Genomic DNA, 15,651 nt, shown 5'->3' with positions numbered 1-15,651 from the left:
CGAGCACCTCGTGGCCCTCGTCGACGAGCAGCCGTACCAGGCCCTCGCGCAGCAGGGTCGAGTCCTCGGCGAGCGTTACGCGCACGGCAGCTCCGCGGTGATCAGGGTGGGTCCGCCGGGCGGACTGTGCACGGCCAGTGTGCCGTCGAGCGCGGCGGCCCGGCGGCTCAGACCCACGAGCCCGCCGCCCGTCGGGTCGGCGCCGCCGACGCCGTCGTCCTCGACGGTGACGACCAGCCGCCCGGGTCCTTCCGTCAGGCGTACCGAAATCGACGTCGCCCGCGAGTGCTTGACCGCGTTGGTGACGGCCTCGGAGACCACGAAGTACGCGACGGTCGCGACGGGTCGGTCGGGCTCTTCCGCAAGCCCGTAGTCGAGCCGTACGGGGATCGAGGTCCGCTCGACCACCGTCTCCAGGGCGGCGGCGAGCCCTTCTTCGTCGAGGGCGACCGGATAGACCCGCCAGGCGACTTCCCGCAGATCACCGAGCGCGAGCCGGCTCTCCTCATGGGCCTGGCGCAGGAGTTCCTCGCGGCGCTGCGGATCCTGGCCGCGCAGCGCCCGGCCGAGCAGCATGCCGAGGGCGACGAGGCGCTGCTGGACTCCGTCGTGCAAGTCCCGTTCGATACGGCGCCGTTCGTCATGGACGGCCTCGACGACACCGGCCCGGCTGACGGCCAGCTCCTCGATCCTGCGCTGCAGCTCTTCCTGTTCGCTGGGTCCGAGGTGGTGGCGCGCGAGCTTCTTCTCCAAGTCGGCCACGGCGAGCGCCCCTTGCAGCGCCAGGAAGAGCAGGAACAGCCCGGCGAGGCCGCTGAACAGGACGGTGCTCGGACTGTTCACGTCGCTCACGAACCAGCCGAGGAACAGATACGCGCCGTACGCGGCCCCGATGAGCACGCACAACAGGCATACGGCACCGAGCAGTCCGAGGGACCAGCGCGCGGCGACGTAACGCAGCGCCCGCTCGGGGGTGTACGCGGAGGATGACTCGGCTCCCAGATACACGGCGAGGCGCCTGCGCTCCCATTCCGCGAGCCGCCGCGCGAGCCGGTGCACCGGCCGCAGCACCGCGCCGCGCGCCCGCGGCCAGGCCTGGACGAGCAGCAGCGCCAGACCCGAGAGCAGCGCGAAGAGCAGCTCGACGAGAGCCGAGCAGGCGCCGAGCGCGAGTCCCGCGGTGAGCCGGAGCCCGCGGCGTACCAGAGATTTCATGATCACCCAGGCTAGGCAGGGAGGCAGGGCGTGCGCACTGCGGAAAACCGCAATTCCTGACTGCGGTGCACCGCACCTGATCCTTGCGGTCGGCTTCAGTGTGGCTTCAGGCACCGGTTCCTACGGTGGAGAAATGATCGAAGACACCGCAACGCAGTGGGTCAACACGCTCATGGACGCCCTAGGGGCCCCCGGCGCCGGGCTCGCCATCGCGCTCGAGAACCTCTTCCCGCCGCTGCCCAGCGAGGTGATCCTGCCGCTCGCGGGCTTCGCGTCGAGCACGGGCAGCATGAATCTGATCGCCGCCCTGGTGTGGACGACGATCGGCTCCGTCGTGGGCGCGCTCGCCCTGTACGGGGTGGGGGCGCTGCTCGGCCGTGAGCGCACCGTGGCCATCGCGGCGAAGGTGCCGTTCGTGAAGCTGTCGGACATCGAGCGGACCGAGGCCTGGTTCCAGCGGCACGGCACCAAGGCGATCTTCTTCGGCCGGATGGTGCCGATCTTCCGCAGCCTGATCTCCGTGCCGGCGGGCATCGAACGGATGCGGCTGCCGGTCTTCCTCGGTCTGACGACGCTCGGCAGCGCGATCTGGAACACCGTCTTCGTCCTGTCCGGCTATCTCCTGGGGGAGAACTGGGAGCAGGTCTCGGGCTATGTGTCCGTGTACTCGAAGGTGGTCCTGATCGCGGCTGCCGTCGCCGTACTGCTCTTCGTGGCCCTGCGGATCCTCAGGCCCGGTCGCGGTCGGCGTCGAGGAGCTGCCGCAGGATCTCCTCGCCCGCAGCGACTCCGCGCTCCTCAAGAGCGGTGAGCTGCGGGGCCGCCCAGCCCTCGTCGGCCAGCTCGCCGTGGCCCGGACGCCAGGAGCGGTCCGCGGCGAGCAGCAGGTCGGCGTCGAGCAGGGAGTCGCCGGCCGCGAGGGTGAGGCCCGCCTCCGTACGGCGGGCGACCTCGCGCATGGCGGCGCTCTTGGTGAGCGGCTTCGGGACCGCGTAGATCTTCCGTCCTTGCAGCGACACGGTCCAGCCGCGCCCTTCGGCCCACTCGGCGAGCTCCTTGACCCAGCCTTCGGGCAGCAGCGCGCGCTCGACCACGAGATAGGCGAACAGGTCCTCCGCCACGCGCTCCTTGAGCAGCCAGGAGTCGTCGGAGGTACGGCGCAGATGCTCGCGCACCTCGTCGAGGGAGGCGCACTCGTCGGCGAGCCGCGCGGCGACCTGGCGACGCCAGTCCCGGTCGGAGACACCGTCCACGAGGATGTGGCCGCCGTTGGCACAGATCGCGTACTGGGGCCGGGGCCCGGGCAGGTTGATCCGGCGGTACTGCTTGCGGGTGCGGGTGGTGGTCGGCACGAAGACGGTGCTGCGGGCCAGCTCGTCCAGGAGCACGGCCGCGGTCTCGGTGACGAAGGAGAGCGGCTTGCCCTCGTGCACCTCCACGCAGAGCAGCCGGGGCGCCTGGGGGTCGGGCATGCCGAGCTGAAGCGCGGCCGGGGAGTAGATCAGGGTCCGGTCGAGATCGCTGGCGACGAGGGTCGGGCCATGGGACGTCGGGGCCGTGGAAGCCGGGGTCACAGGAGCCGGGGCCATGGAAGCCGGAGTCACGGGAGGCGTACTCACTTCGCGTCCACCGCCTTGCCGTCGGCACCGGTCGCGCCGCGCGTGAAGCGGGGGTGGATGAGGCCCACGCAGGTGTACGGGAGGTCGTCGACCTCCTCGACGGGGACACCGCGCTGTTCGGCGAGCAGCCGTACGTGGTCGAGGTCCGCTCCGGCGCCGCGCTGGGCGAGGATCTTCCACGGCACCCGGCGAAGGAGCACCCGGGTCGTCTCGCCGACGCCCGGCTTGACGAGGTTCACATCGTGGATGCCGTACTCGTCGCTGATCCGCTCCACCGCGGCCCAGCCCTCCCAGGTGGGCGCCCGGTCCGCCGCGAGCAGCTCCTTGGCCTGGAGGTCCACCGCTTCGGCCACCTCGTCGAAGCGGGCAGCCACGGTGTCGAGGAAGAGGCCCGACACATCCACGTCCGTCAGCTCGCGGTAGAACTTCGCGCCGTGGAAGTCGTCCGCGCCGACCAGGTCGGAGCGGAGCACGGTGCGCGATATCAGCCCGGACACCGTGGAGTTGAGACAGGCGGAGGGTATGAGGAAGTCCTCGCGGGTGCCGTAGGTGCGGACGCAGGAGCCCGGGTCGGCGAGCACGGCGATCTCCGGCGAGAAGCCCGCGGCCCCGCCGCCGGCCTCGAACTCCTCGATGGCCTGGGCGAGTTCGCGGGTGATCGCACCCTTGCCGGTCCAGCCGTCGACGAACACCACATCGGCGGGGTCGTGATGGGCCGCGAGCCAGCGCAGCGCGTTGGCGTCGATACCGCGGCCGCGCACGATCGAGACCGCGTAGTGCGGCAGGTCGAGGCCGTGGCGGTGCTGGGCCCAGCGGCGCATCAGCACACCCACCGGCGTACCGGCGCGCGCGAGCGACACGAGTACGGGCGTGGTGTCCCCCGCGTGCTCGGCGAGCACCGTCTCCGTGACCACGCCGACGGCCTGCGCGATCCGGGCCGCCGAGGTGTCGAGGGCCGCCTTGAACAGGTCCTGGTACTGCTCGCTCGGCTGGTACTCCACGGGCAGCGACTCCGCGTAGTGGGCGCCGCCGCTCTGGATCGCCTCCTCGCGCTCCTCGGTCGGCGCTTCGAGCTCGACCTCCGAGAGGTCCTGAAGCAGCCAGCCCACCTCGTCCGGTCCGTAGGAGGAGAAGGCGGGGCCGCGCAGGGGCTCGGGCAGCATCAGGTGGTCCTCGGGGGTGCTGGTCGGTGCCGCCGCGCGAGGCGGGGCGGGTACGTAAGAAGGCACGACGGCGAGCAGGACCTGTTCGGTGTGCAGGCCGAGCTGCGCCAACAGGCCGTCGGGGGCGTGCAGTTCGGGGGTGTCCGCCTTGGAGTCGACGACGGCGACCACGGCGTCGAAGCCACCGCCCGCCACGTTGTACGCGAAGCGCGGCCCTGGCCCGTCGGCCGGGGCGTCATGGGCGGGGAAGGTGAGCCGGCTGCGGATCGCGTAGCCCGGGTCGTCGACGGCGAGGACGGGCGAGCGGGTGGTGGTCGAGAAGCGGACCTCGGCGTCGGTCTGCTCCTCCAGGGCCACACCGAGAGCGAGCGGGGCGTACATCAACTCCTCGAAGCCGAGGACGAGTACGCGCCGCGCCGCGCCCAGCTCGGCCGCGATACGTCCGGCCATCGCGGGCAGCGCGGCATCGAGCTCGGCACGGTGCCCGGGCAGAAAACCGTGCCGTCCGCCATCCGGGACGCCGTCGGGCCAGCCCAGCTCTACGCGCCGCACGGACTGCCGGCGCTCCTGACGCGGCACGAAAAGCCGGTCGGCCACCGGTCCGTCCCCCGCCTCCGGGCGCCAGGCGGCCTGCTCATGCTCGGCCACCAGCGCCTGCCCCTTCTCGAGGACCCCCTCGGGCAGCCGCACCGTCCCCGAGGCCGTGGCCACCAGGTCGACGCGCGCGCCGATCTCCGTGGCGAACTCCGCGAGCCGCCCCCGGTCCTCGGCCGAGCGCATGTCGACAAGGGCGACGATCACGTACCGCTCGCGCGGATAGCGCTCATGCAGCGCGCGGATCGTGTTCAGGACCGTGTTGCCGGTGGAGAACTCGTCGTCGACGAGGACCAGCGGACCGTCCCCGGCGAGCAGCGACGGGTCCTCGGGCAGCAGCAGATGGGAGGTGGCGTGCGAATGGGACTCCTCGAACCCGCCCGCCGTGGCCACCGTCGCCACGGGTCGTCGGGTGGAGTGCAGATACGGGGCGAGGGCCAGACCGTCCGCCACCGAGTGGCCGAGTCCGGTCGCGGTCTCCGCGTACCCGAGGACCACCGCGCGTGCGGCGTCCTGCTCACCGAGCAATTCCTTGACCCGCAGGCCGAGTTCGTACCCCGAGCGCCACACCACCCGAGGGCTCTGCGGCACATGCTTGCCGAGCACCTGGGAGACGAGGAGGTGCGCACGCTTGGGGTTGCGGCGCAGCGCGAGCCCCAGCATGTCGTTCAGTTGCGTATCGCCGATGAGCTCCACGCCGAGTCGCTCGCCGACCCAGGTACCCGACCACACCACGTTCTCTGTCTTCCTTACGTTCGTCACGGCAGCTGTCCCGTCCGGCACGTTCAGCCCGGGAGCCCGGCCGTGAGCAGTTCCACGAAGCCGACATCGGCATGGGCCACACCGAAGACCTGCGCACGCTGCAGGGTGCGCTCGGCCCAGGCGCGGTGCGGCTTCACCTCGTTCATCTTGTTCGTGTACGCGGAGCGCATCACGCCCCCGCCGCCCTTCTCGGGCCGCAGGATGTCCTGGGCGTCGCTGAACTCCTCATGGCTGACGACCGACATGGCGTGCACCGGCAGCACATGGGAGGGGTGGATGCAGGTCTTGCCGAGCAGTCCGTTGGCCCGGTCGAGCGCGATCTCGCGGAGCAGTCCGTCCATGTCGTGCTCGATGAGCGCCGTGCGCAGCTCCTCGGCACGCCCCAGGAAGGGGCTGGAGCGCAGCTGCGGCTTGAACATCCGCTCCTGGTGGCGGAAGTACTCCCACACCGGGCCGGTCACGGTGAAGCCGGTGCCGTCGGCCCGGCCCAGCATGTTCACCACATCGGCGATCACGGAAGCGACGATGTGCACGTCGTACGCGGTCATGTCCGGCGGCCGGCGCAGCCCGTACGCGGAACAGAAGTCGGTCACGCCGAGTCGCAGCGCGAGCACCCGGTCGCGGTACTTGTCGACGGTGCGGGAGATGCCGGCGAGGGTGTCGGCCCGGGACTCCAGATGCAGCAGCTCGGGCGATTCGAGGACCGGCATCGCGAACAGCCGCCGCCCGCTGGCCAGTTCCGCCGCGGTCAGCGCCTCCAGGAAGGGCACTCCGCGTTCCTCGGTGAACTTCGGCAGTACGAATCCGGACAGCAGCGAGACGGAGGATCCGAGGCGGCGCGCGAGATCGGGTATCTGCGAGGGCTTGCGCACCCGTATGAACAGCAGCGGCAGGTCGCCGGCGGCCTGGGAACCCGGGTCCGCGCTCAGGGCGGCGAGCTCGGCGAACTGGGTGACCAGGTTCGCCTCCGCGCCGTCGACCTCGGCGTCGTCGATCGAGTCCTCGAGGCAGAGCACCATCGAGACCACCCCGCGGCCGCCCTGCTTGAGGATGTCCTGGGCGAGCCGGGGCCGGGTGGCAGGGCTGTACAGGGTCGCGCCGAGGGCGGCCGAGAGCAGCCCGGCAGGAGAGTCGGCATCGAACTCGCCGGGCTCCTGGTGGAACAAACCCTTCCGGATCTCAGGCGCTATATGCCCGAAATGACGCATGAGACTCCCCCGTAACGACAAGGCGACCGCTTGATGTGGCCGGTAATAGTACGTAGGGACCTGTGTCGGCAGTTCCCCTCACGCATGAAATTCAGGTAACCCGGCCATGACCGACACTCTCGCATGTGTCGGATTCCGCCCTTCACCGTAAGCCTTCGGCCCGCACCCGGTAGAGCCCCCGCGTTGTCCCGGCACCCCCGCAACAGGCAGGATGACCGTCATGACGCACACGATGCTGAAGGGGTCGAACGTCCCGCTGGAAGCGACGGCGGTACGCGCGGTGCTGCGCTGGGCCCCGAGCTCGGATGTGCCCGACGTGGACGCCTCGGCGCTGCTGCTCGGCGCGGACGGCCGGGTCCGCTCCGACGAGGACTTCGTCTTCTTCAACCAGCCTCGCCACCCTTCGGGCAAGGTCTGGCGTCTCGGCAAGAAGCGGCTGGTCGAAGGCCTCACGGACACGATCCAGGCGGATCTGGCGGGGCTCGACCCGGCCGTGCTCAAGATCCTCATCGTCGCCTCGGCCGAGGACGTGCCCTTCGAGCACGTACGGTCGCTGCGCATTTCGCTGTACGACGCGGCACAGGGCGGCGACAAGCCGTATGCCGTCTTCGATGTGAAGCCGGAGACGGGCAACGAGACGGCGCTGATCTGCGGCGAGCTGTACCGGCGCAAGGAGGGCTGGAAGTTCCGCGCCGTCGGCGAGGGGTACCTCAACGGTCTGGTCGGCCTGGCCACGGACTTCGGCATCTCGGTCGACGAGTCCGAGAACAAGGCGGAGTCCCCGGCCCCCGCGCAGCCCGCTCCGGTCCCCGCCCCCGCACCGCCGGTCGCGCCCCCGGATCCGGGGCCCGCCGCGCCGGGGCCCCAGCCGGCTTATGGATACCCGCACCAGCGGCAGGACCCGACACCTGCCACCCAGCCCGCCTACGGTTACCCGCAGCCCGCATCGCCCGGGCCCGCCTACGGCTATCCGCAGCCGGCGCCCGCCGCGCAGCCCGTCCAGCCGGCGCCCGCCCCGGACCCCCACTTCAAACTGCCGCCCCAGGGACCTCAGTTCATCGGCCGCTGAGGCGGCCGGGAGCTCGGGCGTGCCGGGGCACGTCGGCGCAGGTCAAGGCCCTCACCGGTCCCCCACCTTCGACTTGTACCCCCGCCCCCACTGCAGCCCCCAGCCGAACAACCGGTCCAGCTCGGCCTGGAACCCGTAGACGAACTTCACCTCACGCCGCACGGTCAGTTCGCCCTTGACGTTCTCCAGGGAGAACACCGCGCAGGACCGCGCCTGCGGGGCGCGCTCGTCGAGTTCGATCTCGATCCGCGGCCCGTTGCTCGGATACAGCGTGACCTTGGCATGCGTACGGTCGAAGGCCGGTGTCTGGTCGTAGATGTAGACGAAGACGAGCAGCCGCCTGATGGACTCGCGGTGGTCCAGATTGACGTAGATGGTCTCACCCGAGGGCGCACCGAACCGGTCGTCGCCGCTGAGCTTCACATACGGCGGTGCGTTGAGGTTCCCGAAGAAGCTGCCGAGCGGCTGGACCACGCCCTTGGCGCCGTCCGTCAGCTCGTACAGGCACCCGATGTCCAGGTCGACGTTGACCACGCCCTGCGTGTGCGCCTGCACCACGTCGGGCTTGAACATCTTGAACGGGTGCCTGAGCAGACCGCTCTGCCGCGAGCGCCCCTCGATGTCCGACGTACGCATCCGCCAGGACAGATTGACCCGCAGATTGCCGGTGGCCGCCCCCTGACGGTTGAGCGACACCACCGGGTGCCGCTTGGTGAGCGCGATCGCGTTGGTCGCGGCGCTTCCCGATTCGAACTGCGCGGCACGCCCGCGCCGCAGACCGTCCCAGAAGGACATCCCGCCCCCATTCCCCTGCCCCGCATCACGACAACGGGGCGGCCCGAGGTTCAGCACCTCGTGGCCGCCCCGCCTCAGAGCGTTCCCTGGTCTACCGGAAGGTCACACCCCTGAGGAGACTTCGGACTTCTCGTCCGAGCCCTCACCGTTTCCCGCTTCCTCCGCCGCGAGCCGCTTGTTGCGGCGCACCGAGGACCAGAAGGAGGCGGCGATCAGGACCACACCGATGAGACCGGTGATGACCTCGTTGATCTCGTACTGGATCGTGATGAGCAGGATCGCGGCCAGCGCACCGATCGCGTAGTGCGCGCCGTGCTCCAGGTACACGTAGTCGTCCAGGGTGCCCTGGCGGACCAGGTAGACCGTGAGCGACCGGACGTACATGGCACCGATACCGAGGCCGAGGGCCATCAGGACGATGTCGTTGGTGATGGCGAAGGCGCCGATGACACCGTCGAACGAGAAGGACGCGTCCAGGACCTCGAGGTAGAGGAACATGAAGAACGCGGCCTTGCCGGCGAGCTTGACCGCCGAGACCGGCTTGCCGGCCTTCTTGGCGGCTTCCTCCTCCTCGTGTTCGCGCTCCTCCTCTTCCTCGAGCTTGTTCTCGAAGTAGCTGGAGAGACCGCCCACGATGAGGTACGTGATCAGACCCGCGATACCGGAGATCATGACGGTCGACGCCTTGTCGACCGGGCCCGAGTGCGTGTGCGCGTGGGTCGCGACGGTCATCGCCGAGACCAGCAGCACGATCAGCGCGATGCAGACCGACAGCATGTCGACCTTGCCGAGCTTCGCCAGCGGCCGCTCGAGCCAGCCGAGCCACTTGATGTCACGGTCCTCGAAGATGAAGTCGAGGAAGATCATGAGCAGGAACATGCCACCGAAGGCGGCGATCGACGCATGCGCGTCGGTCACGTACTGCTCGTAGAGGTCCTTGTTGTTCAGCGCCAGGTCGACGGCCTCGATCGGGCCCAGCTTTGCGCTGATGGCGACGATGACGACGGGAAAGACCAGCCGCATACCGAAGACGGCGATCAGGATGCCGATGGTGAGGAAGATCTTCTGCCAGAAGGCATTCATCTTCTTCAGGATTCCGGCGTTGACCACCGCGTTGTCGAAGGACAGCGAGATCTCGAGGATGGACAGGATCGCCACGATCCCGAACGCCTGCCACCCCCCGATGAACACCGCTGCGACCAGGCCGAGCGCGGTGACCGCGAACGACCAGCCGAAGGTTTTCAGTACCACTGGCTACCCAATCGTTGTGTACGGGGCTCCCCCGCGCCGAGTACGGAGGTACCCCCCGCCGCGCGCGGCTTTACGAAACGTTGACCCCGAAGTCTAGAGCGATACCGCGCAGCCCCGACGCGTACCCCTGTCCTACGGCCCGGAACTTCCACTCTCCGCCATAGCGGTAGACCTCGCCAAAGATCATCGCGGTCTCGGTGGAGGCGTCCTCGGACAGGTCGTAGCGCGCCAGTTCCTGGCCGTCGGCCTGGTTGACGACACGGATGAAGGCGTTGCTGACCTGGCCGAAGGTCTGGCCGCGGTTGTCCGCCTCGTGGATCGAGACCGGGAAGACGATCTTCTCGACGTTGGCCGGCACCTTGGAGAGGTCGATCAGGACCGACTCGTCGTCCCCGTCGCCCTCACCCGTGAGGTTGTCCCCCGTGTGCTCGACCGAGCCGTCGGGGCTCTTGAGGTTGTTGTAGAAGATGAACCACTCGTCCCCGAGCACCCGTCCGCCACTGCACATCAGGGCGCTGGCGTCGAGGTCGAAGTCGGCTCCGGTGGTGGAGCGCGCATCCCAGCCGAGCCCGACCAACACCTGTGTGAGGTTCGGTGCGGCCTTGGAGAGGGAGACATTGCCTCCCTTGGCGAGTGTGACGCCCATATTCGTGTCCTCCCCGGAGTTACGGCGCGATGATGCCGGTTCAAGCGCGATGCTGCTGGTCAAGGACGTCCGGCGCCGCACTGCGAGTGCGGCGCCGGACGAGCCGGACGCCCCCTGAGGGACGTACGGCGGTGGTGCGTGAGGCCTCACGCACCGGCGTACGTACGCGACGTACGAAAGGAAACCGGGTCGAACGTCAGACGTTCACGCCGAAGTCCTGCGCGATACCGCGCAGACCCGAGGCGTAGCCCTGGCCGATGGCCCGGAACTTCCACTCGGCGCCGTGCCGGTAGAGCTCACCGAAGACCATGGCGGTCTCGGTGGACGCGTCCTCGGAGAGGTCGTAGCGCGCGATCTCGGCGCCGCCGGCCTGGTTCACGACACGGATGAACGCGTTGCGGACCTGGCCGAAGGACTGCTGACGGTTCTCGGCGTCGTAGATCGACACCGGGAAAACGATCTTGGTGATCTCGGCGGGCACGCCCGCCAGGTTCACCTTGATCTGCTCGTCGTCGCCCTCGCCCTCACCGGTGGTGTTGTCACCGGTGTGCTCGACCGAGCCGTCGGGGCTCTTCAGGTTGTTGAAGAACACGAAGTTCGCATCGCTGCTGACCTTCCCGTCCTCCTGGGTCAGGATGGCGCTTGCGTCCAGGTCGAAGTCCTGACCTGTAGTGGTACGGATGTCCCAGCCCAGGCCGACCGTGATGGCGGTCAGGCCGGGGGCCTCCTTGGACAGCGAGACGTTGCCGCCCTTGCTGAGGCTGACTCCCACGAGTCCTCCAAATAGTTTCCAGGGGCAGCGCCCCCGTGGTGCATTGGCATCGGATCAACGACTGGATCCTAGTGACGGGTTCCCGCGGCAAAAAGGCTCTTCGCCGCAAGGATCACCTCGGATCGTTTCTTCACCCGGAAGTCCCGGGAAAATCAGGGAAAATCAGAGGCTGTCGAGCGCCGTGACGTACTCGTTCAGGTCACGCGCGTCCGGCAGTGCATTGACCACACTCCAGCGCACGACGCCCTCCTTGTCGATGATGAAGGTCCCGCGCACCGCGCAGCCCTTCTCCTCGTCGAAGACCTCGTACGCCCGCGACACCTCGCCATGCGGCCAGAAGTCGGACAGGAGCGGGAACCCGAAGCCCTCCTGCTCGGCGAAGACCCGCTGGCTGAAGGGCGCGTCGCAGGACACGGCGAGCAGCTGCACCTCGTCGTTGACGAACTGCGGCAGCGCGTCGCGCAGCGCGGCCAGCTCTCCCGTACACACTCCGGTGAAGGCGTACGGGTAGAAGACAAGCACCACGTTCTTCGCGCCGCGGAGGTCGGCGAGGCGGATCGTCTCGCCGTGCTGGCTCTTGAGCGCGAAGTCCGGAGCCTTCGTTCCGACGGCGGTTCCGGCTGCGGTTCCGGCTGTGGTCATGCCTGAGCTGTCCCTTCGGAGAACCTCGTAGGGCCTGATCGGGTGAATCCCACCCTATGCGCAGCCGCCGACAACCACCCGTCGCACCGCGATCCGGTGCGCTGTGCCCCTGTGCCCCTGTGCCCCTGTGCCCCTGTGGCCCTGCGCCCCTGTGGCCCTGTGCCCCTGTGCCACGCAAGAAACCCCCGCCGACGGATCGGCGGGGGTTCTGCTCGACGTGTTGCCCGTGGTCAGCGCTTCTTGGTCGCGGCCTTCGGGGTGCTCAGACGGCTGGCCGTCCAGTCCTTGCCGGCGCTGATGCTCTTCGCGGCGGACAGACCGGCGGTGGTCGAGGCCTCGCCGATCTCGCTCGGCTCGACGTAGCCGTCGCGGCCGGTCTTCGGGGTCAGAAGGAGGATGGAGCCGCCTTCCTCCATGTACGCGATGGCATCCACCAGCGCATCGGTCAGGTCCCCGTCGTCCTCACGGAACCAGAGCACCACGCCATCGGCCACATCGTCGTAGTCCTCGTCGACGAGCTCACTGCCGATGATCTTTTCGATGTCCTCGCGGAGCTCCTGGTCGACGTCGTCGTCGTAGCCGATCTCCTGGACCACCTGCTCGGGCTGGAAACCCAGCCTGGCGGCCAGGTTCGACTCCGCGTGGTCCGCGGTCGCGCTCACGGATTGCCTCCTGATCATGTTTTTCGGATGTCGTTTGCGCCTCGCGCGTGCGCGAAGCGTTGGCCGTAGTCCACACGGGCGGGGCGGATCGCGCAAGTACCCGGCCGCCGAGACCGCCGAAACGGTGACGATCCCGGCCGTGTCACCGCAACCCAATGCCCGATTTCTCCGCGATCGGTGATTCATCCCACAGCGATACGTCAGATTTGCGGGCGCCTGCGGCAAGTGGGCGGGAGCGTGAGCACCCGACCCGTACGAAGCACGTACGGGAAAAATACAGCGGGAAGGCGCGAGCTGTTCAGTCGGGACCTTCGCCTGCCGCTCCAGGCCGAAGGTCCCTGGGGAACGAGGGTCCTACTTGGGCGTATCGTTGCGATTTGGGCGTCCCGGGCCTTGGTTACCAGTCGGTACAGATGACGCGGGAAGCACCGGGGTACACGATGGACAACGGCGTGAAACCCCAGATCGACACTCCGACAGCGAAGGAACAGCGTGGCTTCCGGATCCGATCGCAACCCGATCATCATTGGCGGCCTGCCCAGCCAGGTCCCGGACTTCGATCCCGAAGAGACTCAGGAATGGCTCGACTCGCTGGATGCGGCGGTCGACGAGCGCGGCCGCGAGCGGGCCCGCTACCTGATGCTCCGGCTGATCGAGCGGGCCCGTGAGAAGCGCGTGGCCGTGCCCGAGATGCGCAGCACGGACTACGTGAACACCATCGCGACCAAGGACGAGCCGTTCTTCCCCGGCAACGAGGAGATCGAGCGCAAGATCCTCAACGCCACGCGGTGGAACGCGGCGGTCATGGTCTCCCGTGCCCAGCGCCCCGGTATCGGCGTCGGCGGCCACATCGCGACCTTCGCCTCCTCGGCCTCGCTCTACGACGTGGGCTTCAACCACTTCTTCCGCGGCAAGGACGAGGGCGACGGCGGCGACCAGATCTTCTTCCAGGGCCATGCCTCGCCGGGTGTCTACGCCCGTGCGTACCTCCTGGACCGGCTCTCCGAGCAGCAGCTCGACGCGTTCCGCCAGGAGAAGTCCAAGGCTCCGTACGGGCTTTCCTCGTACCCGCACCCGCGCCTGATGCCGGACTTCTGGGAGTTCCCGACCGTGTCGATGGGCCTCGGCCCGCTCGGCGCGATCTACCAGGCCCGGATGAACCGCTACATGGAGCACCGCGGCATCGCCGACACCTCCAAGTCGCATGTGTGGGCCTACCTCGGCGACGGCGAGATGGACGAGCCCGAGTCGCTCGGCCAGCTCTCGCTCGCCGCCCGTGAGGGCCTCGACAACCTGACCTTCGTCGTCAACTGCAACCTGCAGCGCCTCGACGGCCCGGTGCGCGGCAACGGCAAGATCATCCAGGAGCTGGAGTCGCAGTTCCGCGGCGCCGGCTGGAATGTCATCAAGCTGATCTGGGACCGCAGCTGGGACCCGCTGCTCGCCCAGGACCGCGACGGCACGCTGGTCAACAAGATGAACTCCACGCCGGACGGCCAGTTCCAGACGTACGCGACCGAGTCCGGCTCGTACATCCGTGAGCACTTCTTCGGCGACGACCACCGCCTTCGCGCGATGGTCGAGGGCATGACCGACGACCAGCTGCTCCACCTGGGCCGCGGCGGTCACGACCACAAGAAGGTCTACGCGGCGTACAAGGCGGCCCTGGAGCACAAGGGCCAGCCCACCGTGATCCTGGCGCAGACGGTCAAGGGCTGGACGCTCGGCCCGAACTTCGAGGGCCGCAACGCGACCCACCAGATGAAGAAGCTGACGGTCGACGACCTCAAGCACTTCCGCGACCGGCTGCACATCCCGATCGCGGACAAGGACCTCGAGGGCGGCGCCCCGCCGTACTACCACCCGGGCCGTGACTCGGAAGAGATCCAGTACATGCACGACCGCCGCAAGGGTCTGGGCGGGTTCGTCCCGACCCGCGTGGTGCGCGCCAAGCCGCTTCAGCTGCCCGACGACAAGGCCTACTCGACCGCCAAGAAGGGCTCGGGCCAGCAGTCGATCGCCACGACCATGGCGTTCGTCCGCATCCTCAAGGACCTGATGCGGGACAAGGAGATCGGCAAGCGGTTCGTGCCGATCGCGCCGGACGAGTACCGCACGTTCGGCATGGACGCCTTCTTCCCGAGCGCCAAGATCTACAACCCGCTCGGCCAGCAGTACGAGTCGGTCGACCGCCAACTGCTGCTCGCCTACAAGGAGTCGCCGACCGGGCAGATGCTGCACGACGGCATCACCGAGGCCGGCTGCACCGCGTCGCTGATCGCGGCCGGTTCGGCGTACGCCACGCACGGCGAGCCGCTGATCCCGGTGTACGTCTTCTACTCGATGTTCGGTTTCCAGCGCACCGGCGACCAGTTCTGGCAGATGGCCGACCAGTTGGCGCGCGGATTCGTCCTCGGTGCGACCGCCGGACGTACGACTCTGACCGGTGAGGGTCTCCAGCACGCGGACGGCCACTCGCACCTGCTCGCCTCGACCAACCCGGCCTGTGTCGCGTACGACCCCGCGTACGGGTTCGAGATCGCGCACATCGTCAAGGACGGTCTGCGGCGGATGTACGGCGAGAACAGTGAGGACGTCTTCTACTACCTCACCGTCTACAACGAGCCGATCCAGCACCCGGCCGAGCCGGAGAACGTGGACGTCGAGGGCATCCTCAAGGGCATCCACCTGTACAAGCGCGGTGAGGCAGGCACGATCCCGGCGCAGATCCTCGCCTCCGGTGTCGCGGTGCCGTGGGCCGTCGAGGCCCAGCGCATCCTCGCCGAGGAGTGGAACGTCAAGGCCGATGTCTGGTCGGCGACCTCCTGGAACGAGCTGCGGCGTGAGGCCGTGGACGTGGAGGAGCACAACCTTCTGCACCCGGAGGAGGAGCAGCGCGTCCCGTACGTGACGCAGAAGCTCTCCGGTGCCGAGGGTCCGTTCGTGGCGGTTTCCGACTGGATGCGGTCCGTACCCGACCAGATCTCGCGCTGGGTGCCCGGTCGTTATCAGTCGCTCGGTGCGGACGGCTTCGGCTTCGCGGACACGCGTGGCGCGGCCCGCCGCTTCTTCCACATCGACGCGCAGTCGGTGGTCCTGGGTGTGCTCACCGAGCTCGCGAAGGACGGGAAGGTCGACCGCTCGGCCCTGAAGCAGGCCATCGACCGCTACCAGCTGCTCGATGTGGCGGCGGCCGACCCGGGCCCCGAGGGCGGCGACGCGTAGCACGGAGATCAGCTGCTGAGGGCGGTGG

At 68.7% G+C, this 15,651-nt stretch carries 13 protein-coding genes and 1 pseudogene; 3 read left to right on the top strand and 11 right to left on the bottom strand.

Annotated elements, in window-relative coordinates; genetic code table 11:
• Positions 1-85 (bottom strand): annotated as a pseudogene (locus ABT367_RS20015) (DNA-binding response regulator); the annotation flags it as partial.
• A complete protein-coding gene (locus tag ABT367_RS20010; RefSeq protein WP_352254420.1) occupies positions 76-1,215 on the bottom strand; it encodes a sensor histidine kinase in 1,140 nt (379 codons plus the stop codon). The pseudogene ABT367_RS20015 and the gene ABT367_RS20010, both read right to left, overlap by 10 nt.
• 133 nt (positions 1,216-1,348) lie before the next feature.
• On the opposite strand from ABT367_RS20010, the gene ABT367_RS20005 reads away from it, so the two are divergent.
• Positions 1,349-2,026, top strand: coding sequence for a DedA family protein (locus ABT367_RS20005; RefSeq protein ID WP_352254419.1), 678 nt, complete (start codon positions 1,349-1,351; stop codon positions 2,024-2,026).
• On the opposite strand, the gene ABT367_RS20000 is transcribed toward ABT367_RS20005, so the two are convergent.
• From ABT367_RS20000 to ABT367_RS19990, 3 genes are read right to left on the bottom strand one after another with little or no spacing between them, the layout of a single operon-like run.
• Complete coding sequence (locus ABT367_RS20000; protein ID WP_352254418.1) at positions 1,944-2,804, bottom strand: HAD family hydrolase; 861 nt, start codon at positions 2,802-2,804, stop codon at positions 1,944-1,946. The two genes, ABT367_RS20005 and ABT367_RS20000, sit on opposite strands and share 83 nt — an antisense overlap.
• Positions 2,805-2,830: 26 nt before the next feature.
• Positions 2,831-5,326, bottom strand: a complete 2,496-nt coding sequence (locus ABT367_RS19995) for a phosphoribosyltransferase (RefSeq protein ID WP_352254417.1) — start codon at positions 5,324-5,326, stop codon at positions 2,831-2,833.
• A gap of 50 nt (positions 5,327-5,376) precedes the next feature.
• Positions 5,377-6,561: an HpcH/HpaI aldolase/citrate lyase family protein gene (locus tag ABT367_RS19990; protein ID WP_352254416.1), complete on the bottom strand. Its 1,185-nt coding sequence runs from the start codon at positions 6,559-6,561 to the stop codon at positions 5,377-5,379.
• Positions 6,562-6,781: 220 nt separating this feature from the next.
• On the opposite strand from ABT367_RS19990, the gene ABT367_RS19985 reads away from it, so the two are divergent.
• A complete protein-coding gene (locus ABT367_RS19985; RefSeq protein ID WP_352254415.1) occupies positions 6,782-7,630 on the top strand; it encodes a TerD family protein in 849 nt (282 codons plus the stop codon).
• A gap of 51 nt (positions 7,631-7,681) precedes the next feature.
• On the opposite strand, the gene ABT367_RS19980 is transcribed toward ABT367_RS19985, so the two are convergent.
• The 6 genes from ABT367_RS19980 to ABT367_RS19955 all read right to left on the bottom strand — a co-directional run bounded on the left by ABT367_RS19980 (position 7,682) and on the right by ABT367_RS19955 (position 12,398).
• Positions 7,682-8,425 carry a TerD family protein gene (locus tag ABT367_RS19980; RefSeq protein ID WP_352254414.1) on the bottom strand — a complete coding sequence of 248 codons (744 nt, stop codon included), beginning with the start codon at positions 8,423-8,425 and terminating at the stop codon, positions 7,682-7,684.
• Positions 8,426-8,527: 102 nt separating this feature from the next.
• Positions 8,528-9,676: a DUF475 domain-containing protein gene (locus ABT367_RS19975; protein WP_352254413.1), complete on the bottom strand. Its 1,149-nt coding sequence runs from the start codon at positions 9,674-9,676 to the stop codon at positions 8,528-8,530.
• A gap of 70 nt (positions 9,677-9,746) precedes the next feature.
• Complete coding sequence (locus ABT367_RS19970; RefSeq protein ID WP_165336558.1) at positions 9,747-10,322, bottom strand: TerD family protein; 576 nt, start codon at positions 10,320-10,322, stop codon at positions 9,747-9,749.
• A gap of 196 nt (positions 10,323-10,518) precedes the next feature.
• Positions 10,519-11,094: a TerD family protein gene (locus ABT367_RS19965; protein WP_165336559.1), complete on the bottom strand. Its 576-nt coding sequence runs from the start codon at positions 11,092-11,094 to the stop codon at positions 10,519-10,521.
• Positions 11,095-11,256: 162 nt separating this feature from the next.
• Positions 11,257-11,736, bottom strand: a complete 480-nt coding sequence (locus ABT367_RS19960) for a peroxiredoxin (RefSeq protein WP_352254412.1) — start codon at positions 11,734-11,736, stop codon at positions 11,257-11,259.
• Positions 11,737-11,966: 230 nt separating this feature from the next.
• On the bottom strand, positions 11,967-12,398 hold the full coding sequence (locus ABT367_RS19955; RefSeq protein WP_199548695.1) for a DUF3052 domain-containing protein: 432 nt from the start codon (positions 12,396-12,398) through the stop codon (positions 11,967-11,969).
• A gap of 492 nt (positions 12,399-12,890) precedes the next feature.
• Here ABT367_RS19955 and aceE point away from each other — a divergent pair, with 492 nt between their 5' ends.
• Positions 12,891-15,623, top strand: a complete 2,733-nt coding sequence (gene aceE / locus ABT367_RS19950; RefSeq protein WP_352254411.1) for a pyruvate dehydrogenase (acetyl-transferring), homodimeric type — start codon at positions 12,891-12,893, stop codon at positions 15,621-15,623.
• Positions 15,624-15,651 lie beyond the last annotated feature (28 nt).

This window comes from Streptomyces mesophilus, from assembly GCF_040300965.1.
In the GTDB taxonomy this organism is placed as follows: Bacteria; Actinomycetota; Actinomycetes; order Streptomycetales; family Streptomycetaceae; genus Streptomyces; species Streptomyces mesophilus_A.
Note: the sequence above shows the minus strand (reverse complement) of the source record. Positions and strands in the feature narration are given on the sequence as shown.